Raw genomic sequence first — 19,547 nt, forward strand, 5'->3', positions numbered from 1 at the left:
GGGACGAGGATGACCGTGTCGATGACATCCGGGCCGGAGCGCGACGAGACGAGCCCGGGGAACGGCGAGCGCGAGGTGCCGACGCCGCAGAACGTCCTAGAGCAGCTCGGCGGTGTGCGGGGCTTCCTGCTCTCGACGCTGCCGGTCGTCGTGTTCGTCACGGCCCAGGCGTTCCTGTCGCTCACCTCGACGCTGATCGTGTCCCTCGCCGCGGGGCTCGCGATCACCGGCTACCGACTGCTCCGCCGGGAGCGCTTCAGCACCGCGGTCGGCGGGCTGCTCGGCCTCGGCGTCGCCGCGGGCATCGTCGCGTGGACCGGCTCGGCCAGGGACTTCTTCGCCGTCGGGATCTGGTTCTCGCTCGCCGCGTTCGTGCTCCTGTTCGGGTCGGTCCTGGCTCGGCGCCCCGCCACCGGCGTCGTGTGGAACCTCGTGCACGGCCGCCGGCACGACTGGCGCGCCGACCGGCCGTCGTTGCGGGCGCACGATCTCGCCACGCTGTTCGCCGCCGCGGTGTTCGGCGCCCGGTTCGCCGTGTCGCAGTGGCTCTACCTCGCCGACTCCACCACCTGGCTGGGCGTGGCCCGGGTCGCGATGGGCACCCCGCTGACGATCGTGACCGTGCTCGTGACGATCTGGGCCTTCCGCCGGACCAGCAGGCGCCTGTCGCCGCAGCGGTGAGCCGCGACCTGCGGGTCGGTTAGTCTCCGCCGGTGCGGCCCGCCTTCGATCCCGAGCTGCGGGCCGGCCTGGCCGTCGTCGGCGGCGTGTTCCCGCCGACGATCACGCCCGACCTGATCGGGTTCATGCGGCGCTCCTACGCCTCGGCGCCGATCGCGGAGACCCTGCGCGGCAGGCGGATCACGCTGCGGGACGAGACGGTGGCCGGGCACGGCGGCGACGCGATCACGGTCTCGGTCCTCTCCCCCGACGCGACCGGGCCGCGCCCCGGGATCTGCTACGCCCACTCCGGCGGGCTGATGTTCGGCGACCGGTTCTCCGGACTCGACCAGGCGCTGACCTGGGTGGAGCTGTTCGGGGTGGTGCTCGTGACGGTCGAGTACCGGCTCGCCCCCGAACATCCGGACCCCGTGCCGCGCGAGGACGTCTACGCCGCGCTGGAGTGGGCCGCGCGGCTGCCGGAGATCCGCCGGGACCGGCTGCTGATCGCGGGCGCCAGCTCCGGCGGCGGCCTGGCGGCGGGTGCCGCACTGGCCGCCCGGGATCGGGACGGCCCCCGCCTCTGCGGCCAGCTGCTCGACTACCCGATGCTCGACGACCGCGGCATCACCGCCTCCACCGGCCAGTTCGACGGCGTCGGCGTGTGGGACCGGGTCAGCAACGAGACGGGATGGTCGGCGCTGCTCGGCGCGGCGCGCGGCGGACCGGACGTCTCGCCCTACGCCGCCCCGGCCCGCGCCACCGACCTGCGCGGACTGCCGCCCGCGTTCCTCGACGTGGGCGCGGCCGAGATCTTCCGCGACGAGACGATCGCCTACGCCGACGCGCTCTGGCGCGCGGGCGGCGACGCCGAGCTGCACGTCTGGGCAGGCGGGTTCCACGCCTTCGACATCTTCGCCCCGCACACCGCCCTGGCCCGGGCGATGATCCGGGCCCGCAACGCGTGGATCGAGAAGGTGCTCGCGGACTAGGGGGTGTCTGATGGATCTCCGCCGGCCCGCGGGGCCCCAGCCGGCGCCCCGCGGCGTTCTCGTCGGGACCGATCCAACCCCGGGATCGGCCCCTCCTCGGCCTTGCGGGGCATCCACCTGGAACCCCGCGGACTCGGCGGAGATCCATCAGACACCCCCTAGCGTCCCCCGGTCCGGCGGCGTGGACGGCGGGAGCGGTGGTGGCGGAGGGGAGCCACGGCCTAGGCTATGACCCGGGTCACGGGGAGGCGCCGGTGCAGGAGCTGTTGGGCCGTCTCGCCGCGCTCGATCCGAGCGCGAGCCTCGGCCTGCGTGTGATCGCGTGCTTCGACGAGCTGGTCGTGGGCAACGTGAACACCCGCGGCCTGCTCAGCGCCGCGGCCTCGCTGACCGGGTGCGTGGCGGGTTTCCGCCAGGACCACCCGCCCCGCACGCTGCGGATCGATCCCGGCGGGGAGCCCGTGCCCGGCGGCGGCCGGGGTGTGTCGCTGAGCGCGGACGGGCTCACGGTGTGGCTGGAGCGCACGGGCGAGCCGCACGCCAACGACGCGATCGTCCTGGAGCGGCTCGCGCTCGCCGTCCGGATCCGGCACAGCCGCGCCCGCCAGGGCCTCGACAACCGCCGCGACCTGCCGACCCTGCTCGACGGTGCCGCCCCGGTCGACGACCGCCGGGCCGCGGCGGGCCGGTTGCGGCTGGCCGCCTCCGGCACGTACCGGGTGGTCGCCGCGCCGCTCTTCGCCACGTGGGGACGGCACCCGACCGGTCCCGAGGACGTCGTCGGGACGCCCTTCGGGCCGCTGCACGCACTCGTCGTGCCCGGCGGCACCCGGCTGGACGCCTGCCCGGCGGGGATCGGACCCGCGGCGGGGGTCGACGAGCTGCACCGCTCGTTCCGCACCGCCGTCGTCGCGCTCCGGCTGTGCGCGCCGCCCGACACCCCGTCCGTGGACGCGGACTCCTACGGCGCCCTGATCGGCCTGCTCACCGACCTGCCCGCCGACGCGGTGCTGCCGGACGTGGACCTGCTCGACGCCATCACCGCCCAGCCGTGGGGGCCCGCCACGCTCGACGCGCTGGTCAGAGCGGGTTCGGTCCGGCAGGCGGCGCGGCTGGGCGGGGTGCACCACAGCACCATGACCACGCGCGTCGAGGCGGTCGCGGCCGCGCTCGGCTTCGACCCGCTCGACGGCATCGGCCGGTCCCGTCTCGGCATCGCCTACCTCGTCTGGCGGCTGCGGCACAGCACGGTGCTGGATCTCCCGACACCTGGCGGGTGACGGGCGGAGAACCCCGTCGCCCCGTCGGTTCCCACGGGCCGAGCCGTACGGGAGGCTCGGGCCCCACACCGAGGTGAGGAGATCGACGATGATCGACAACCCCTTCTACTCCCACGAGTTCCACGGCGACTACGACCTGGTGTCGATCGGCAGGCTGGAGCTGGAGGAAGGCGGCGTGATCCCGGACTGCCGGCTGGCCGTGGCCACGTTCGGCACGCTGAACGAGGCGAAGGACAACGCCATCCTGGTGACGACCTGGTACTCGGGCACCCACCAGATCTGGCGGGACGCCTACATCGGCCCGGACCACGCGCTGAACCCCGACGAGTACTTCATCGTGGTGATCGACCAGATCGGCTCCGGGCTCTCCACGTCCCCGCACAACGCGCCGGACGAGATCTCCATGTCGAAGTTCCCGCACGTCCGGATCGGTGACGACGTCGTCGCGCAGGAGCGCCTGCTCCGCGAGCACTTCGGGATCGAGACGCTGCAGCTCGTCGTCGGCGGGTCGATGGGCGCGCAGCAGACCTACGAGTGGGCCGTCCGGTTCCCGGAGAAGGTGCTGCGCGCCGCGCCGATCGCGGGCACCGCGCAGAACACCCCGCACGACTTCCTCTACACGAAGGCGCTGGTCGACACGATCACGTGCGATCCGGGCTGGAACGGCGGGGAGTACGCGTCGAACACCGAGGTGGTCGACGGCCTGACCCGGCACGCGGGGATCTGGGCGGTCATGGGCTTCTCGACCGAGTTCTGGAAGCAGGAGGTGTGGCGGGCGCTGGACTTCGACTCGAAGGAGGCGTTCCTGGCCGGGTTCCTGGAGCCGTACTTCACCGCGATGGACCCCAACGACCTGCTGTGCATGGCGTGGAAGTGGCAGCGCGGGGACGTGGCCCGGCACACCGGCGGCGACCTCGACGCCGCGCTCGGCCGCATCACCGCACGCACCTTCGTGATGCCGATCGACGAGGACATGTTCTTCCCGGTGCGGGACTGCCGCGCCGAGCAGGAGAAGATCAAGACCTCGGAGCTGCGGGTCGTCGAGGACGTGCTGGGCCACCTCGGCCTGTTCGCCGTGGCCCCCACCTACATGCCGCAGATCGACGCCCACCTCGCCGAGCTGCTCGGGACGAGCGTGTAGCCGCCGGTCAGCCCGCGGCGGCGGGGAGCACCCGGCCGCGGGCGACCGCGTCCGCGAGGGTCTGGAAGTCGGCGTCGTCCGCGCTGCCGGTGACCAGCCAGCGGACGCCGTCCGGGGAGGTGGTGACGCGGAAGGGCTCGCCGCCGTCCGCCTGGTAGACGACCCACTGCAGGCCGCCCGCCTGCACCACGCCGGTGCCCGGCAGTGGGCCGCCCGCCTCGGTGCGGACCAGGCCCTCCTCGGCGGCGTCGCTCTGCACGAGGCGCAGGTAGCGACCGCTCGGGGCGAGGTAGCCCACCCGGACCGCCGTGCCACCGTCCGCGACCGGGCCGCGGTCGGTGGAGTTGGCCCGCCAGCCGTCGGGCAGCGTGGGGACGCGCAGCGGGAAGGTGGAGGCCCTCGCGAACTCGGCGAGCTGGGCGGGCGCGTCGACGGTCGGGCCCGCCGCCGGGTCGATCGTGGGGCCCGCGGGCGCGAAGCTGCAGGACCGCACCCCGCCCCCGATCAGCGCGATCACCACCAGGAACACCATCGCCCCCACCATGTCCCGCACGCGCAGCTGCGCGCGGGAGGGTTTGCTCGGCGGGGTCGGCTCGGTGCTCACGGGTCCATGGTCCCTCACGGAGAAGGAGCCTGCGGATTCGACCGTCCGAACGGAGAAGGAGCCTGCGGATTCGACCATCCGAACGGAGAAGGAGCCTGCGGACTCGACCGTCCGAACCCGAGAAGGACCGCATGGCCTCCGTCGCTCTTCACCCCGAAGGGGTAGGTGATCTGCGAGGATCGGTTCATCCCCCGCCGCCTCACGGCACGTGCGGGCGCGAGCAGTGAACCGAGCCAAGGAGGCCACATGCCCGAGCGTCGTCGAGAAGCTCCGGACCGCAACCTCGCCATGGAGCTGGTGCGAGTCACCGAGGCCGCCGCGATGGCTGCGGGGCGCTGGGTCGGCCGCGGGGACAAGAACGGCGGCGACGGGGCGGCCGTCGACGCGATGCGCCAGCTCATCGGCACCGTCTCGATGCGCGGGATCGTCGTGATCGGCGAGGGCGAGAAGGACGAGGCGCCCATGCTGTTCAACGGCGAGCAGGTCGGCAACGGCGAGGGCGCCTGGTGCGACGTGGCGGTCGACCCGATCGACGGCACCACCCTGATGGCCAAGGGCATGCCGAACGCGCTGGCCGTCCTCGCGGTCGCCGAGCGGGACGCGATGTTCGACCCGTCCGCCGTGTTCTACATGGAGAAGATCGCGGTCGGGCCGGACGCGGCGGGCTCGATCGACATCACCAAGCCGGTGGGCGACAACATCCGCGCGGTGGCCAGGGCCAAGGAGATCGACGTCCGGGACGTCACGGTCACCATCCTCGACCGGCCCCGGCACGAGCAGCTGATCGCGGACGTCCGGGCCACCGGCGCCCGCATCCGGTTCATCTCCGACGGCGACGTGGCGGGGGCGATCGCCGCGGCGCGGCCGACCACCGGCGTGGACATGCTGGTGGGCATCGGCGGCACCCCGGAGGGGATCATCGCCGCCGCGGCGCTCAAGTGCATGGGCGGGGAGATCCAGGGCAGGCTCTGGCCGAAGGACGACGAGGAGCGCAGCAAGGCGGTCGCCGCGGGCCACGACCTGGACCGGGTGCTCACCACGAACGAGCTCGTGACCGGCGAGAACGTGTTCTTCTGCGCGACCGGGGTGACCGACGGCGACCTGCTGCGCGGCGTGCACTACCGGGCGGGCGGCTGCACCACGCAGTCCATCGTGATGCGCTCGAAGTCCGGCACGGTGCGGCTGATCGACGGCTACCACCGGCTCACGAAGCTGCGCGAGTACGCCTCGGTGGACTTCGGCCCCGACGAGGACGAGGCCGAGGACCGCCCGCTGCCGTAGGGGGTGGAGCCCGGCGCGGGGCCGTGCCCTGCCCCGCGCCGGATCAGGCACCGCGTGGGTGCCCGCCCCTGTGCCACCACCACGGGTGGTGGCTCGTCTTCATCCTGGCCCGATCCCCCGACTGGGATCATCCACAACTTTATGTATCCATCGGTTCCGCCGATCGGGGGACGCAGCGTCTCGGACAGCGCAATTTCTCACCCCGGCAGCTCTCCGTCCGCCACCAGGCCGAGCCGCTGGGCCCGCAGCACCGCGCTGAGCCGGTCCGCCACCCCGAGCTTGCCGTAGCAGCGTTCCAGGTGCTTGTGCACGGTCCGCTCGGCGATCCCCAGCCGGCGCGCGATCGCGGCGGCGGTGTGGCCCTCGGCGAGCAGCGCGAGCACGCCCCGCTCGCGGGGGGTGAGCTCGATGGCGGACGCGACGCGGTCGGCGCTCGCCGTCCGGATCGCCTTCGCGTACGCCCGGTACTGGCGGTCCAGCCCGTTGAGCACCCGCCAGACCCGTTCGGCCAGCGCCATCTGTGCGGGCCCGTAGACGTGCGGCCTGCCCACGACGAGCGTGCGCGGGGCGGCGCCCGGCCCGATCGGGAAGGCCAGCTGCTGCCCCGCGCCGCAGTCGCGCAGCAGTGCCGCGCCCTCCCCGAAGATCCGCAGGTCGACCAGGGCCGCCGGCACGTCCGCGGTCTGCATGACCGCGAGCCGCCCGGTGGCGCCCCAGAACTGCACGATCGGATGGGTGTGGGTGTGGGCGGGCCCCCAGGCCAGCAGGTCGTCCCGATAGCCCCCGAGGCTCGCGTCCAGCGGCAGCACCCTGCCGTGCACGGTCCCGTCCGGCTGGAAGTCGTTGACCGCGACGACCGCGCTCTCGAAGGTGCGCCGCAGCATGTCGCACACCCGCTCCACGGGCAGCTCCGTCAGCGGCTCGCGGAGCAGGTCCGCGACGAACTCCAGCCAGTCCCCGTCGTCTCGCCCCGTCATGGTGCCCTCGACCCCCTCCGACCCGACACCGCGCGTGATGGTTCGTGGGCAGGAGCCGCTCGTTAGCGGCTCGCGTACGTGGCGCGTCGAAACCGTCCGCCTGGCCGAAGATCGGGTCCACCCACGGGTGTAATCCCGGCCATGCGGAGCAGTGGTGAGGGCACCCTGAGTGGAGGATGGAGCCATGAGCGACTCCAGTGACGGGTTCCGCATCGAGCACGACACCATGGGCGAGGTCCGCGTCCCGGTCGACGCGTTGTACCGCGCGCAGACGCAGCGGGCGGTCGAGAACTTCCCCATCTCGGGGCGGGGCCTGGAGCGCGCCCAGATCCGCGCGCTCGGCCTGGTCAAGGGCGCCGCGGCGCGGGTGAACGGCCGGATCGGGGTGCTGGACGAGAAGCTCGCCGCCGCGATCGCCGCGGCGGCCGACGAGGTCGCGGCGGGCGCCCACGACGGGCACTTCCCCGTGGACGTCTTCCAGACCGGGTCGGGCACCAGCTCGAACATGAACGCCAACGAGGTGATCGCCACCCTGGCCACCCGGGCGTCCGGCACCGACGTGCACCCGAACGACCACGTGAACGCGTCGCAGTCCAGCAACGACGTGTTCCCCACGACGATCCACGTGGCGGCCTCCGAGGCGCTCGCGACGGACGTCGTGCCCGCGTTGGAGCATCTCGCGGGGACCCTGCGCACCCGGGCGGCGGACTGGGCGGACGTCGTCAAGGCGGGCCGCACGCACCTGATGGACGCCGTGCCGATCACGCTCGGCCAGGAGGCGGGCGGCTGGGCCACCCAGGTCGAGTACGGGGTCGCCCGGGTGCAGGACGTGCTCCCCCGGCTCGGCATGCTCCCCATCGGCGGCACCGCCGTCGGCACCGGCCTCAACGCACCCGACGGGTTCGGCGCAGGCGTCGTCGAGGAGCTGCGGACGGCGACCGGGCTGGACTCGCTCACCGAGGCGCCGGACCACATCGAGGCGCAGGGCTCGCGCGACGGGCTGGTGGAGGCGTCCGGCGCGCTGCGGACCGTGGCCGTGTCCCTCTACAAGATCGCCAACGACCTGCGCTGGCTCTCCTCCGGGCCGCGCACCGGCCTGGCCGAGATCCACCTGCCCGACCTGCAGCCCGGCTCGTCGATCATGCCCGGCAAGGTCAACCCGGTGATCTGCGAGGCCACGATGATGGTGGCGGCGCAGGTGATCGGCAACGACGCGACCGTCGCGTTCTCCGGGACCCAGGGCAACCTCGAGCTGAACGTGATGATGCCGGTCATGGCGCGCAACGTCTTGGAGTCCGCCCGTCTGCTCTCGAACGCCGCACGGCTGCTGGCGGACAAGGTGATCGCCGGGACCGAGGCCGACCTCGACCGCACCCGCGAGTACGCCGAGTCCAGCCCGAGCATCGTCACCCCGCTGAACAAGTACATCGGGTACGAGGAGGCGGCGAGCATCGCCAAGCAGTCGCTGAAGGAGCGCCGCACCATCCGGGACGTCGTCCTGGAGCGCGGCCACGTGGTGAACGGCGCGCTGACCGAGCAGCAGCTGGACGAGGCCCTCGACGTCCTGAACATGGCCCACGGCGGCCGCTGAACCCGTGAGCGGCGATGGTCGCCAGGGCGACCATCGCCGCTCACGGGTCGACGAGGCCGAGGGTCTGGGCCCGGAGCACCGCCGCGAGCCGGTCCTTCACGCCGAGCTTCAGGTAGCAGCGTTCGAGGTGCTTCTGCACCGTCCGCGGGCTGATCCCGAGCCTGCGGGCGATGGTGCCCGCCGTCAGGCCCTGCGCGAGCAGCCCCAGGACCGCCCGTTCGCGCGGGGTCAGCAGGGTCTGGGCACCCGCGACACCCCGCCCCGCGGTCACGGCGGCCAGCGCGGAGACCTGCCGTTCCAGGCCGGACAGCAGCCGCCACAGCCGTTCGGCGAGCGCGAGCTCCCCGGGCCCCCACACCCGGTCCCGGCCGATCACGAAGGAGCGGCTCATCGCGGGCGTGGCCCGCAGCGGGATCGCGAGCTGCTGCGCCACCGAGCAGGCCGCGGCGAGGTCCCGCCCGCCCTCGGCCAGCCAGCGGACCTGGTGGCCTGCCGGGGTGTCCGCGATCTGGCGCGGGGTGCACACGGCGGTGGCGCGGTAGAAGCTCAGCAGCGGGTGCTCGGCGCGGGCCCGGTGGGTGCTCCACCGCAGCAGCTCCGGCGCCGAGGCGCCCAGCCCGCCGTCCCACAGCCGGTGGCGCAGCGGTTCCCGCGGCTCGACCTCGCTGAAGCTCACCCCCGCCGCCTCGAAGGTGGCCAGGAGCTGCGGGCCGACCCGGTCGACCGGCAGCTCGACCAGCGGCTCGGCGAGCAGGGCCGCGACCAGCTCCATCCACTCGCGTTCGGCCCGTGTGGTCCCCACGCGGAACCGAGCGCGCGGCGCTACGCGCTGATACCGGACCGGCCGAAGCGGGCGGCCCACTCCCGGATCCGCTCGGTCAGCGCGTCGGGCGAGCGCACCTCGAACTCGGCGCCGCAGGCGCCGAGAGCGAAGACCGGCCAGTCGAGGTCGTCGCCGCTCATCCGCAGAACGCAGCGGTCCGGGCCGTCCGGTTCGATCGTCGCCCATCGGTCGAGGTGCGCCAGCGCCGCGGCCGGGGCGTGGACCAGCACCTCCACCTCGTACGTCGCCTGCCTGCCGCGGATCCCCTGCTTGACGAAGTCCGCGGCATCGGCCGTCGGCAGCTCCCGCGGCCGGAACCGCGCCCCCGTCCGGTTCGGCCCGGTCAGCCGGTCCAGGCGGAACGTGCGCCAGTCGTGGCGGTCGAGGTCGTAGGCGACCAGGTACCAGCGCCTGCCCAGCGGCACCAGCCGGTGCGGCTCGACGTGGCGCCGGGCGGTCTGCGCGGCCCGCGCGGTGTAGTCGAACTCCAGCCGCTCGGTGTCCCGACACGCCTGCGCGACGACGATCAGGGCCTCCGGATCGAGCGGCTCCTCCCGTCGCCCACCCCAGGTCGTCGACACGGTCACCCCGCGCAGCGCGTCCACCCGCTTGCGCAGCCGGGGCGGCATGACCTGGACGACCTTGGTCAGCGCCCGCAGCGCGGGCTCCTCGATGCCCGCCACGGCGCCCTGGGTGGCCGCCTGCATCCCGACGGCGAGGGCGACCGCCTCCTCGTCGTCGACCACGAGCGGGGGCAGCGCGGCCCCCGCGGCGAGCTGGTACCCGCCGTCGACGCCGCGGTGGGCGTTGACCGGGTAGCCGAGCTCGCGGAGCCGGTCGACGTCTCGCCGCAGCGTGCGCGGGGAGACCTCGAGTCGGTCCGCGAGCTCCGGGCCCGGCCAGTACCGGTGGGTCTGCAGCAACGACAACAACCGCAGGGTGCGCTCACCGGTCGAGGCCATGGCCCCAGTATCGCGGAGCTCCGGTCAGGAACCGACCTCAATGACGTACTTGCCCAGGACGCTGCGCTCACCCAGCCCGGCGACGGCCTCGCCCGCCCGCTCCAGCGGGAACGTGCCGCCGATGGGCGGGTCGACCTGACCGGACTCCAGGTACGGGATCAGCTTGTCCCACTCGCGGCGGACGTAGCCCTCGCGGGGCATCGCGTACGCGCCCCAGCCGACGCCGCGGACGTCGATGTTGTTGAGCAGCAGCCGGTTCACCTTGACCGTCGGGATGTCGCCCGCGGTGAACCCGATGACCAGCATCCGGCCCAGCGGGTTCAGGCAGCGCAGCGAGTCGGTGAACCGGTCCCCGCCCACCGGGTCGACGACCACGTCGACGCCCCCGAGCGCCTTGACCGCGTCCTTGAACCCGTCGACCAGCACGGCCTCGTCGGAGCCGACCGACCGCACGAAGTCCGCCTTCTCGGGGCTGGAGACGACCGAGATCACCCTGGCCCCCAGCGCCTTCGCCAGCTGGATGGTCGCCGTGCCGATGCCGCCCGCGGCCCCCTGGACGAGCACCGACTCGCCCTTCTGCAGCCCGCCGCGGGTGATCAGCGCGAACGTCATCGTCAGGTAGTTCATCGGCAGACAGGCGCCCGCGGCGAACCCGACGGCGCCCGGCAGCGGGAAGACGCTGTTCACCGGCACGGCCGCCAGCTCGGCGAACGCCCCGGTGGGCGACGAGGCCACGACCCGGTCCCCGGGCCGGAACTCCGAGTCGGCGGGGGCCTCGCGGACCACGCCCGCCAGCTCACCGCCGAGGGTGAACGGCAGCTCCGGCTTGTACTGGTACTTGTCCTGGGTCAGCAGGAGATCGGGGAAGTTGACCCCGGCCGCCTTCACCTCGACGAGTACCTCACCCGGCCCGGCGGTCGCGTCCGGGACCTCGCCGATCTCGACGGCCTGCGGCCCGTCCGTGCGGGTCACCCGTGCTGCGCGCATGCAGTGCTCCTTCTCGCGGAATGACCGCACCATAGCCGTCCTGAACGTTCGTTCACGAGCGTCCGACGGGCGGCGATCGTCGGTGGGCTGTGCTGTGATGCGGTCGTGCTGCTGAACACGGTGGTCGAGACCTCGACCGCGGTCGGCGCCACCCGCTCGCGCAAGGCGAAGACGGAGGCGCTGGCCGCGGTGCTGCGGGCGTGCGCGGTCGAGGAGATCGCGCCGGTCACGGCATGGCTGTCCGGGGAGCCGCTGCAGGGGCGGCTCGGCGTCGGGTTCCGCACGCTGTCGGGATCCCGGACCGCCCCGGCCGCGGAGCCGTCGCTGACCGTCCTCGCGGTCGACGCGCTGCTGTCCGCGCTGGCCGGGACGTCGGGAGCGGGGTCCACCGCGCGGCGGTCCGCGCTGCTCGCGGAGCTGTGGGGTGCGGCCGTCGACGCGGAGCAGCGGTTCCTCGTGCAGCTGATCGGCGGCGAGCTGCGCCAGGGCGCGCTCGAGGGCGTGATGGTGGAGGCGATCGCCCTCGCCGCGGACGTGCCCGCGCCGGTGGTCCGCCGGGCGTTCATGCTGTCCGGGTCGCTGCCGTCGACCGCGGCGCTCGCCCTGACCGACGGGGTGGCGGGGCTGGCGACGGTGCGGCTGGAGGTCGGGCGGCCGGTGCGGCCGATGCTCGCCTCCCCCGGCGCCTCCCTGGACGCGGCGCTGGAGTCGCTCGGGGCGGACGTCACGGTCGAGTACAAGCTGGACGGCGCCCGGATCCAGGTGCACCGGGACGGCGAGTCGGTCCGCGTGTGGACCCGGACCCTGCGCGAGATCACCGCCGCCGTGCCCGAGCTGGTCGAGCACGTGCGGGCGCTGCCCTGCACGTCCGCGGTGCTCGACGGTGAGACCCTCGCCCTGACCGACGACGGTCGCCCCCGCAAGTTCCAGGACACCATGTCCCGCTTCGGGTCCGACGGGTCGGAGGAGGTCCTGCTCTCCCCGTTCTTCTTCGACCTGCTGCACCTGGACGGGCAGGACCTGCTCGACGCGCCCCTCGCGCAGCGGCTCGACGCGCTGGCGGGCCTGCTCCCCCCGGAGCTCGCCATGCCCGGGGTGCGGCGCCCCTCCGCCGAGGAGGCCGCGGACGTGCTCGACGGGGCGTTGACGGCGGGGCACGAGGGCGTCGTCGTCAAGGCGCTGGACGCGCCCTACGCCGCGGGCAGGCGCGGGAAGTCGTGGCAGAAGGTCAAGCCGGTGCACACCCTGGACCTGGTGGTGATCGGCGCGGAGTGGGGCTACGGGCGGCGCACCGGCCTGCTGTCCAACATCCACCTCGCGGCCCGGGACCCCGACGGCGGCCCGCCGGTCATGGTGGGCAAGACGTTCAAGGGCATGACCGACGAGCTGTTGGCCTGGCAGACGAAGGAGTTCCCCGGGCTCGCCGTCCACGACGACGGGCACGTGGTCGAGCTGCGCCCGCAGCTGGTCGTCGAGATCGCCCTGGACGGGGCGCAGCGGTCGGTCCGCTACCCCGGCGGCGTCGCGCTGCGCTTCGCCCGGGTCCTGCGCTACCGCCCCGACAAGACCCCGGCCGAGGCGGACACCCTCGACTCGGTTCAGGCCCTGCTGTAGCGGGGCATGATCCCTCCGCCGGGTGTGAAGCGGTCGCTCACCGACCGGCAGGCTCCCCGAGCGTGGATCATGCGGAGTTCAGCGGGCGCCGACATATATCCGCCGAAGCGAGTACGCTTCTCTCACCGTGCGCTTCCTCGACGGGCACGAGCCCCGTACCGACCTCACCTACGACGACGTCTTCCTCGTCCCGAGTCGGTCCACCGTGACCTCCCGCTTCGACGTCGACCTCACCACCGCGGACGGGACCGGGGCCACCGTGCCCGTGGTCGCGGCCAACATGACGGCGGTCGCGGGGCGTCGGATGGCGGAGACGCTGGCCCGTCGCGGGGCCCTGACCGTGCTCCCGCAGGACGTCGCGCCGTCGGCCGTCGCGGGGATCGTGTCCTGGCTGAAGTCCCGGCATCCGGTGTGGGACACCCCGCTCGTCCTGCGCACCGGGGACGCGGTGGCGGACGCGCTGAACCTGCTGCCCAAGCGGGCGCACGACACCGTCGTGGTCGTCGACGACGGCGGCCGCCCCGTCGGCACCGTCAACGAGGCGGCCTGCCAGGGCGTCGACCGGTTCACCCGGCTCGCGGACGTGCTCGACCCCTCCACCGTCCAACTGCCGCTCGGCACCGCGCCGCGGGAGGTCTTCGACGCCCTCGGCGGCAGCGGCGTCGCCCTCGGCCTGGACGACGAGGGACGGCTCGCCGGGCTGCTCACCTCCCTCGGCGCGATCCGGGCCGGGATCTACACACCGGCGTTGGACGCCCAGGGTCGGCTGCGCACCGCCGCCGCGATCGGGATCAACGGCGACGTGCCGACCAAGGCGAAGGCACTGCTCGACGCGGGGGTCGACGTCCTCGTCGTCGACACCGCACACGGGCACCAGGACAAGATGATCGAGGCGCTGCGGGCCGTGCGCGCGGTCGTGCGGGACTCCGGGCTGTCGGTGCCGATCGCGGCGGGCAACGTCGTGACGGCTGCCGGGGTCCGCGACCTCGCCGAGGCGGGCGCCGACGTGATCAAGGTCGGCGTCGGGCCGGGCGCGATGTGCACCACGCGGATGATGACCGGCGTGGGGCGTCCGCAGTTCTCCGCGGTGCTGGAGTGCGCGGCGGCCGCGCGCGAGGAGGGCGTGACCATCTGGGCGGACGGCGGGGTGCGGTTCCCGCGGGACGTCGCGCTCGCCCTCTCCGCGGGGGCGGCCTCGGTGATGATCGGCTCCTGGCTGGCGGGCACCTACGAGTCCCCCGGCGACCTGCAGCGAGACGAGCAGGGCCGCCCCTACAAGGAGTCGTTCGGCATGGCCTCGAAGCGGGCGGTCAGCGCGCGCACCCGGGGCGACAACGACTTCGACCGGGCGCGCAAGGGCCTGTTCGAGGAGGGCATCTCCAGCTCGCGCCAGCACCTCGACCCGGCCCGCCCGGGCGTCGAGGACGTGCTCGACGGGATCGCCGCCGGCGTCCGCAGCGCCTGCACCTACGCGGGCGCCCGATCGCTGAACGAGCTCCACGAGCGCGCGGTGGTCGGCATCCAGACGGTCGCAGGCTTCACCGAGGGCACCCCGCACGGCCTCTGAGCCCCCGCCGCACCCCACCCGGCACGAACGGCGCGCTCGCTCACCAGGTGTGAACGAACGCGCCGTTCGCTGCTCGCGCTAGGCGTTCGGGCCCTCCAGCATCTCCGTGACCAGCGCGGCGATGGGGCTGCGCTCGGACCGGGTGAGCGTGACGTGGGCGAACAACGGGTGGCCCTTCAGCTTCTCGATCACCGCCGCGATCCCGTCGTGGCGGCCCACGCGCAGGTTGTCCCGCTGGGCCACGTCGTGGGTGAGGACCACGCGGCTCGCCGTGCCGAGCCGGGACAGCACCGTCAGGAGCACGTTGCGCTCCAGGGACTGGGCCTCGTCGACGATCACGAAGGTGTCGTGCAGGGAGCGGCCGCGGATGTGGGTCAGCGGCAGGACCTCCAGCATGCCTCGCGCGATGATCTCGTCGAGGACGTTCTGGCTGACCAGGGCGCCGAGGGTGTCGAACACCGCCTGGGCCCAGGGGCCCATCTTCTCCGACTCGCTGCCGGGCAGGTACCCGAGCTCCTGGCCCCCGACGGCGTACAGCGGCCGGAAGACCACGATCTTGCGGTGCTGCTGGCGCTCCATGACGGCTTCGAGACCTGCCAGCAGCGCGAGCGCGGACTTCCCCGTCCCGGCCCGTCCGCCCAGGGACACGATCCCGACCTCGGGGTCGAGCAGGAGGTCGAGCGCGACCCGCTGTTCGGCGGAGCGCCCGTGCAGGCCGAAGGCTTCGCGGTCCCCACGGACCAGCTTGATCTGCTTGTCGGGCGTGACCCGCCCCAGCGCCGACTGGGTGCCGCCGATCAGCCGGATGCCCGTGTTGCAGGGCAGCTCGGCCGCCTCGGCGTTCTCCAGCACACCGTCGCGGAACAGCCGGTCCACGTCCTCCGCCGCCACCTCGACGTCCGCCATCCCCGTCCAACCCGAGGGGACGACGTCCTGGCCGTGGTACTCGTCGGCGGGCAGACCCACCGCGGCGGCCTTGACCCGCAGCGGCATGTCCTTGGTGACGAGCACGACCTGGCGCGAGGTGCCGTAGTCCGCCTGGAGGTTGAGCGCACAGGCGAGGATCCGGCTGTCGTTGCTGTCCGTGCGGAATCCGCTCGGCAGCACCGACTGGTCGCTGTGGTTCAGCTCCACGTGCAGGGTTCCCCCCGCCTCGCCGATCGGCACGGGTGCGTCGAGGCGTCCGTGGCGGATCCGGAGGTCGTCGAGCTGGCGGAGCGCCGCACGGGCGAACCAGCCGAGCTCGGGGTGGTGTCGCTTGCCCTCGAGCTCGGAGATCACCACGAGCGGCAGGACGACCTGGTGCTCGTCGAACCGGGTCAGCGACCACGGGTCGGACAGGAGTACCGAGGTGTCGAGCACGAAGCAACGAGCAGCGGTGGAGTCGCTGTTCGCGTGAGCCGGGGCCGTACGACGTTCGGTCACGGGTGCTCCCTCGTGAGCGCGGCACCGCGCCCACTGTTCCGGTGGGCCGGCCGACCCTGATGCGGGTGCACGAGCTGTGCTCGCACGCCCGCGAGGGCCGGGTGCCGGCCCTCTCGGGTGCTTCGCAACACCACGTTCAGGGCCTCCCCGGACGATGCGATCGGGACGCACCGCCACCGCAGACGCTACTAGCGGTCACCCTCATGCGGTCAAGGGTGACCTGGCGTACCCGTCCCGAGAATTAACAGAACGGCCGACCGCTCATCGCGTGATCGACACCGTCCGTCGCGGTCAGACCCCTTTCGGGTGACGGCCGGGCGGCCGATCCCGGCGGGGCCGGAGGAACCAGTGCCGCTGGGGTCAGTGGTTCGGCCAACAGCCTGCGAAAACGCGGAGCGTGACCGGCCCAGAACGCCCGGACCAGCGGCAACCCGATCACGTAGGTCGCCGTGTAGGCGCGCCAGCGCGGATCGGTGACGAAGCGCATGACGCGCTCGGTGCGGGCGTCGTCGAGCAGGAGCCAGCGCCGGAGATGGTCGCGTGCGGCATCCGGGTCGTTCATCAGCGCGGCGTCCAATCGGGCGTGTTGCAGCGGCAGCATGGCCTCGTCGAGCGCCTCGGCGAGGGCACCGTCCGTGCGCACCCCGGCGTCGGCCAGCACGTCCGCCGCCCACGGCCCCCACCCCGGCCCGACGACGGCGTCCAGCGCCAGGTCCGCCGCCCCCTCGACGACGAGGGCGCGCGGCCCGTGGGTGAGGCTCAGCGCCCGCTCGGGGTCCCGTGCGGCGGCCCGGTGCAGGTGCTCGACGTGGTGGCCGGGGTAGGTCTCGTGGGCGACGAGGCGGGCGAGCTGCCCGGCGCGCAGCGGCGCGTCCGCGCTGAAACGCGCGACGGACCGGCCCGCCCCGAGGTACCGGGTGAACCCGCTCCACGGCCTGCCCTCGACGAGCTCGATCCGCACGCCCTCGTCTCCCGGGAGCTCGACCACGCCTCGGCAACGGTCGCGCAGCGCGGCCGCCAGCGCGCCGATCGCGCGTGTCCGCTGCGGCGGCGGCACCTCGTCCGCGCTGCGCAGGGCCGCGAGCCGGGCGGCGAGGGGGCCGGATCCGGGCAGCAGCTCGGCCACCCTCCGGTGCGCCTCCCGGTAGCGGTCCGGGTCCCCCGGCCGCACCACCACGCCGTAGGTCTCCCGGATCTCCTCGGCCGCGGTTCCCCCGGTCTCCCGCGCGGCGTAGGCCAGCGCCTGCAGCTCTCCGGCCAGGAAGGCGCGCCGCACGGGCGGGAGGTCGACGTACTCCAGCGTCCGCCGGAGCCGCTCGGCCACCGCGGCGAGCTCGCGCAGGGCGGGCCGCGGCTCGTCCCACACGTGCCTGCGCAGTGCCGGGTCGCCCGTCCACGACTCGATCAACCCGGGGCGCACGCGGTCCAATCGCAGCGCGAGCAGCGCGATGTCACGTGCCACCACCGTGACCGTGGCCCGACCCGCCCGCATCCCGGTCACGCTACCCGCCACCGGGTGTCTCCACGATCGTGCGCGACGCCTGCGCGGAGGAGTGAGCCGACCACGTTCCGTCCTCCGAAAAGCCCGAAACCGGAGATGTGCGAACCACGAAATACACTCGAATCAGGGAATAACCGAACACAGGGTTGCGGACCCACACGATGGTGGTAAGGGATTTGTCCACGCCCCCGCACCGGGATAGTTTTCTCCTCAGTCAGCGCGGGCTCCCCGGTCGGACGCTGACGCGAATGGAGCCGGTCCGCCGGCCCCCGCACTTAACAGGAGAAAAACTGTGCTGAAGAAGGCTGGAATCGTCGTGGCCGGCGTTGCCGCGTCCCTCGTCGCCCTCTCCCCGCTCGCCTTCGCCGGCGAGGCCCACCACGAGGGCGGCAAGCACGTCGGCATCGACCGCTCGGGCTCGGGCCTGGTCAACCTCTCGGGCAACGACGCGAACGTGCCGTTCCAGGTCTGCAACAACGACGTCCCGGTCAACGCCGGCGTCGGCGCGGTGCAGGGCAACGTGAAGGACCTGGCCGGCGCGCTGACCGGTGCGGCCGCGCTGTTCGGCAAGTCGTCCGCCTCGACCCACATCGCGACCGACACCGACCGCTCCTGCGGCCAGAAGTCGGGCGCGGGCGACTCGCTCTGAGCTGAGTCCCACGCACGACCGGTGACGAGCCGGGTCCGCTTCGGCGGGCCCGGCTCTCCGCATTTCTGAACGAATTCGGCGACGAATTCCGGATCACCCGTTCGAGACCGTAACCTCGCTCGCGAAAAAGTCATGACACGAACGGGTCATACGATTTCTCATCAACCGCCCAGACGCCATAAACTCCGTTCCAGTCGGTGCGGGCTCCCCGGTCGCACACCGACTCGTCTGGGCCCGAGAACTCGAGCCCTCGACTCACAGGAGAAGTTCACGTGCTGAAGAAGATCGCCGTCGTCGCCGCCGCCTCGGCCGCCTCGGCCGTCGCCCTCGCCCCCGTCGCGTTCGCGCACGAGAGCTCGACCGGCATCGACCGCTCGGGCAAGGGCCTGATCAACGTCTCCGGCAACGACGTCAACGTGCCGATCCAGGCCTGCAACAACGACGTCCCGGTCAACGCCGGTCTGCTCGCGGGCCAGGCCAACGTCAAGGACATCGTCGGTGCCGCCACCGGCGCCCTGGGCATCCTGGGCAAGGCGAAGGCCGACACCGCGATCGCCACCGACACCGACCGCTCCTGCGGCCAGATCTCGGGCGCGGGCGACTCGCTCTGAATCCGAGCTGACTGAGCTCGATCCTCCGAAGGGCGTCGGACCACACGGTCCGGCGCCCTTCGGCGTGTCCGGGGCCCGGTCGGGCTCCGGTCAGGCGCCGTACCGGCGGTGGCGGGCGGCGTAGTCCCGCAGTGCGCGGAGGAAGTCCACGCGGCGGAACTCGGGCCAGTAGGCCTCGCAGAAGTGGAACTCCGAGTGGGCGCTCTGCCACAGCAGGAAGCCGGAGAGGCGCTGCTCCCCCGACGTCCGGATCACCAGGTCCGGGTCGGGTTGGCCGGAGGTGTAGAGGTGCGCGGCGATGTGGTCGACGTCGAGGACCTCGGCCAGCTCCTCGATCGACGTCCCGGACTCCGCGTGCTGCAACAGCAGCTTGCGGACGGCGTCCGCGATCTCCTGCCTGCCGCCGTAGCCGACGGCGACGTTGAGCTGCAGGCCCGGGCGGTCCGCGGTGCGGGCCGCGGCCGCGGCGAGCCGCTCGGCCATCGGCGGGGGCAGCAGCTCCAACGCACCGACGACCCGCAGCCGCCACGGCGTCGTCGGGCCGCTGAGCTCGTCCACGACGTCCGCGATGATGTCGAGCAGCGGGACCAGCTCGTCGTCCGGCCGGTTCAGGTTGTCCGTCGAGAGCAGGAACAGCGTGACGACCTCGACCTGCGCCTCGGTACACCATCCGAGCAGGTCGGAGATCTTGGCGGCACCGGCCCGGTGGCCGTCGTTGACGTCCTCCAGCCCCGCGTCACGGGCCCAGCGCCGGTTGCCGTCGAGCATCAGGGCCACATGGCGCGGCCGGGCGAGGCCTGCCAGTCGCCGGGCGAGCCTCGCCTCGTAGGTCGAGTAGAGCAGGTCACGAACACCCACGGGGCGAAAGCCTACGCCCGGCGG

18 protein-coding genes are annotated in these 19,547 nt (G+C 73.2%); 10 read left to right on the forward strand and 8 right to left on the reverse strand.

Going from position 1 to position 19,547, the window contains the following annotated elements; all coding sequences use genetic code 11:
* Positions 1-9 precede the first annotated feature (9 nt).
* The 4 genes from L3X23_RS20710 to L3X23_RS20725 all read left to right on the forward strand — a co-directional run bounded on the left by L3X23_RS20710 (position 10) and on the right by L3X23_RS20725 (position 4,073).
* Positions 10-681, forward strand: a complete 672-nt coding sequence (locus L3X23_RS20710; protein ID WP_237193785.1) for a DUF3159 domain-containing protein — start codon at positions 10-12, stop codon at positions 679-681.
* Between the two features lie 32 nt (positions 682-713).
* On the forward strand, positions 714-1,652 hold the full coding sequence (locus L3X23_RS20715) for an alpha/beta hydrolase (protein ID WP_237193787.1): 939 nt from the start codon (positions 714-716) through the stop codon (positions 1,650-1,652).
* Between the two features lie 254 nt (positions 1,653-1,906).
* On the forward strand, positions 1,907-2,932 hold the full coding sequence (locus L3X23_RS20720) for a helix-turn-helix domain-containing protein (RefSeq protein WP_237193788.1): 1,026 nt from the start codon (positions 1,907-1,909) through the stop codon (positions 2,930-2,932).
* A gap of 88 nt (positions 2,933-3,020) precedes the next feature.
* Positions 3,021-4,073: an alpha/beta fold hydrolase gene (locus L3X23_RS20725; protein ID WP_237193789.1), complete on the forward strand. Its 1,053-nt coding sequence runs from the start codon at positions 3,021-3,023 to the stop codon at positions 4,071-4,073.
* Positions 4,074-4,080: 7 nt separating this feature from the next.
* Here the strand turns inward: L3X23_RS20725 and L3X23_RS20730 are convergent, their stop codons facing one another.
* Positions 4,081-4,677 (reverse strand): DUF4245 domain-containing protein, encoded by a 597-nt coding sequence (locus L3X23_RS20730; protein ID WP_237193790.1) that lies wholly within the window; start codon positions 4,675-4,677, stop codon positions 4,081-4,083.
* A 246-nt stretch (positions 4,678-4,923) separates the two neighbouring features.
* Here L3X23_RS20730 and glpX point away from each other — a divergent pair, with 246 nt between their 5' ends.
* A complete protein-coding gene (glpX, locus tag L3X23_RS20735; RefSeq protein ID WP_237193791.1) occupies positions 4,924-5,958 on the forward strand; it encodes a class II fructose-bisphosphatase in 1,035 nt (344 codons plus the stop codon).
* Positions 5,959-6,155: 197 nt separating this feature from the next.
* On the opposite strand, the gene L3X23_RS20740 is transcribed toward glpX, so the two are convergent.
* The gene (locus L3X23_RS20740) at positions 6,156-6,935 is read right to left on the reverse strand and encodes a helix-turn-helix transcriptional regulator (protein WP_093084238.1); all 780 of its coding nucleotides are present in this window, start codon (positions 6,933-6,935) and stop codon (positions 6,156-6,158) included.
* 184 nt (positions 6,936-7,119) lie between these two features.
* On the opposite strand from L3X23_RS20740, the gene L3X23_RS20745 reads away from it, so the two are divergent.
* A complete protein-coding gene (locus L3X23_RS20745) occupies positions 7,120-8,526 on the forward strand; it encodes a class II fumarate hydratase (RefSeq protein WP_237193792.1) in 1,407 nt (468 codons plus the stop codon).
* 40 nt (positions 8,527-8,566) lie between these two features.
* Here L3X23_RS20745 and L3X23_RS36250 read toward each other — a convergent pair whose 3' ends face one another.
* Genes L3X23_RS36250 through L3X23_RS20760 form a run of 3 tightly spaced genes read right to left on the reverse strand, consistent with a single transcriptional unit; the run spans position 8,567 to position 11,298 of the window.
* Positions 8,567-9,328, reverse strand: coding sequence for a LuxR C-terminal-related transcriptional regulator (locus L3X23_RS36250; RefSeq protein WP_237193793.1), 762 nt, complete (start codon positions 9,326-9,328; stop codon positions 8,567-8,569).
* Between the two features lie 20 nt (positions 9,329-9,348).
* A complete protein-coding gene (locus tag L3X23_RS20755; RefSeq protein ID WP_237193795.1) occupies positions 9,349-10,311 on the reverse strand; it encodes a YafY family protein in 963 nt (320 codons plus the stop codon).
* A 24-nt stretch (positions 10,312-10,335) separates the two neighbouring features.
* The gene (locus tag L3X23_RS20760) at positions 10,336-11,298 is read right to left on the reverse strand and encodes an NADPH:quinone oxidoreductase family protein (RefSeq protein WP_237193798.1); all 963 of its coding nucleotides are present in this window, start codon (positions 11,296-11,298) and stop codon (positions 10,336-10,338) included.
* 105 nt (positions 11,299-11,403) lie between these two features.
* Between L3X23_RS20760 and L3X23_RS20765 the strand changes: the two genes are divergently transcribed.
* Complete coding sequence (locus L3X23_RS20765; RefSeq protein WP_237193800.1) at positions 11,404-12,912, forward strand: ATP-dependent DNA ligase; 1,509 nt, start codon at positions 11,404-11,406, stop codon at positions 12,910-12,912.
* Positions 12,913-13,039: 127 nt separating this feature from the next.
* Complete coding sequence (locus tag L3X23_RS20770; RefSeq protein WP_237193802.1) at positions 13,040-14,479, forward strand: GuaB1 family IMP dehydrogenase-related protein; 1,440 nt, start codon at positions 13,040-13,042, stop codon at positions 14,477-14,479.
* Between the two features lie 78 nt (positions 14,480-14,557).
* Here the strand turns inward: L3X23_RS20770 and L3X23_RS20775 are convergent, their stop codons facing one another.
* Together L3X23_RS20775 and L3X23_RS20780 are read right to left on the reverse strand one after the other, a co-directional pair.
* On the reverse strand, positions 14,558-15,904 hold the full coding sequence (locus tag L3X23_RS20775; protein ID WP_237193804.1) for a PhoH family protein: 1,347 nt from the start codon (positions 15,902-15,904) through the stop codon (positions 14,558-14,560).
* A 241-nt stretch (positions 15,905-16,145) separates the two neighbouring features.
* The gene (locus tag L3X23_RS20780) at positions 16,146-17,417 is read right to left on the reverse strand and encodes a DUF885 domain-containing protein (protein ID WP_237193807.1); all 1,272 of its coding nucleotides are present in this window, start codon (positions 17,415-17,417) and stop codon (positions 16,146-16,148) included.
* 280 nt (positions 17,418-17,697) lie between these two features.
* Between L3X23_RS20780 and L3X23_RS20785 the strand changes: the two genes are divergently transcribed.
* Both L3X23_RS20785 and L3X23_RS20790 read left to right on the forward strand, forming a co-directional pair.
* On the forward strand, positions 17,698-18,054 hold the full coding sequence (locus L3X23_RS20785) for a hypothetical protein (RefSeq protein WP_237193809.1): 357 nt from the start codon (positions 17,698-17,700) through the stop codon (positions 18,052-18,054).
* A gap of 272 nt (positions 18,055-18,326) precedes the next feature.
* Positions 18,327-18,665: a hypothetical protein gene (locus L3X23_RS20790; RefSeq protein WP_237193811.1), complete on the forward strand. Its 339-nt coding sequence runs from the start codon at positions 18,327-18,329 to the stop codon at positions 18,663-18,665.
* Between the two features lie 90 nt (positions 18,666-18,755).
* Here L3X23_RS20790 and L3X23_RS20795 read toward each other — a convergent pair whose 3' ends face one another.
* Positions 18,756-19,523 carry an isoprenyl transferase gene (locus L3X23_RS20795; protein WP_237193813.1) on the reverse strand — a complete coding sequence of 256 codons (768 nt, stop codon included), beginning with the start codon at positions 19,521-19,523 and terminating at the stop codon, positions 18,756-18,758.
* Between the last annotated feature and the right edge of the window lie 24 nt (positions 19,524-19,547).

This window comes from Pseudonocardia sp. WMMC193 (assembly GCF_021728735.1).
GTDB classification, from domain to species: Bacteria; Actinomycetota; Actinomycetes; order Mycobacteriales; family Pseudonocardiaceae; genus Pseudonocardia; species Pseudonocardia oroxyli.

What these genes read in the sequence shown, in the direction of transcription:
- L3X23_RS20710 (WP_237193785.1), top strand. Translation starts at nt 10, where the DNA reads ATGACCGTGTCGATGACATCCGGGCCGGAGCGCGACGAGACGAGCCCG.
- L3X23_RS20725 (WP_237193789.1), top strand. Translation starts at nt 3,021, where the DNA reads ATGATCGACAACCCCTTCTACTCCCACGAGTTCCACGGCGACTACGAC.
- glpX (WP_237193791.1), top strand. Translation starts at nt 4,924, where the DNA reads ATGCCCGAGCGTCGTCGAGAAGCTCCGGACCGCAACCTCGCCATGGAG.
- L3X23_RS20740 (WP_093084238.1), bottom strand. Translation starts at nt 6,935, where the DNA reads ATGACGGGGCGAGACGACGGGGACTGGCTGGAGTTCGTCGCGGACCTG.
- L3X23_RS20745 (WP_237193792.1), top strand. Translation starts at nt 7,120, where the DNA reads ATGAGCGACTCCAGTGACGGGTTCCGCATCGAGCACGACACCATGGGC.
- L3X23_RS20755 (WP_237193795.1), bottom strand. Translation starts at nt 10,311, where the DNA reads ATGGCCTCGACCGGTGAGCGCACCCTGCGGTTGTTGTCGTTGCTGCAG.
- L3X23_RS20760 (WP_237193798.1), bottom strand. Translation starts at nt 11,298, where the DNA reads ATGCGCGCAGCACGGGTGACCCGCACGGACGGGCCGCAGGCCGTCGAG.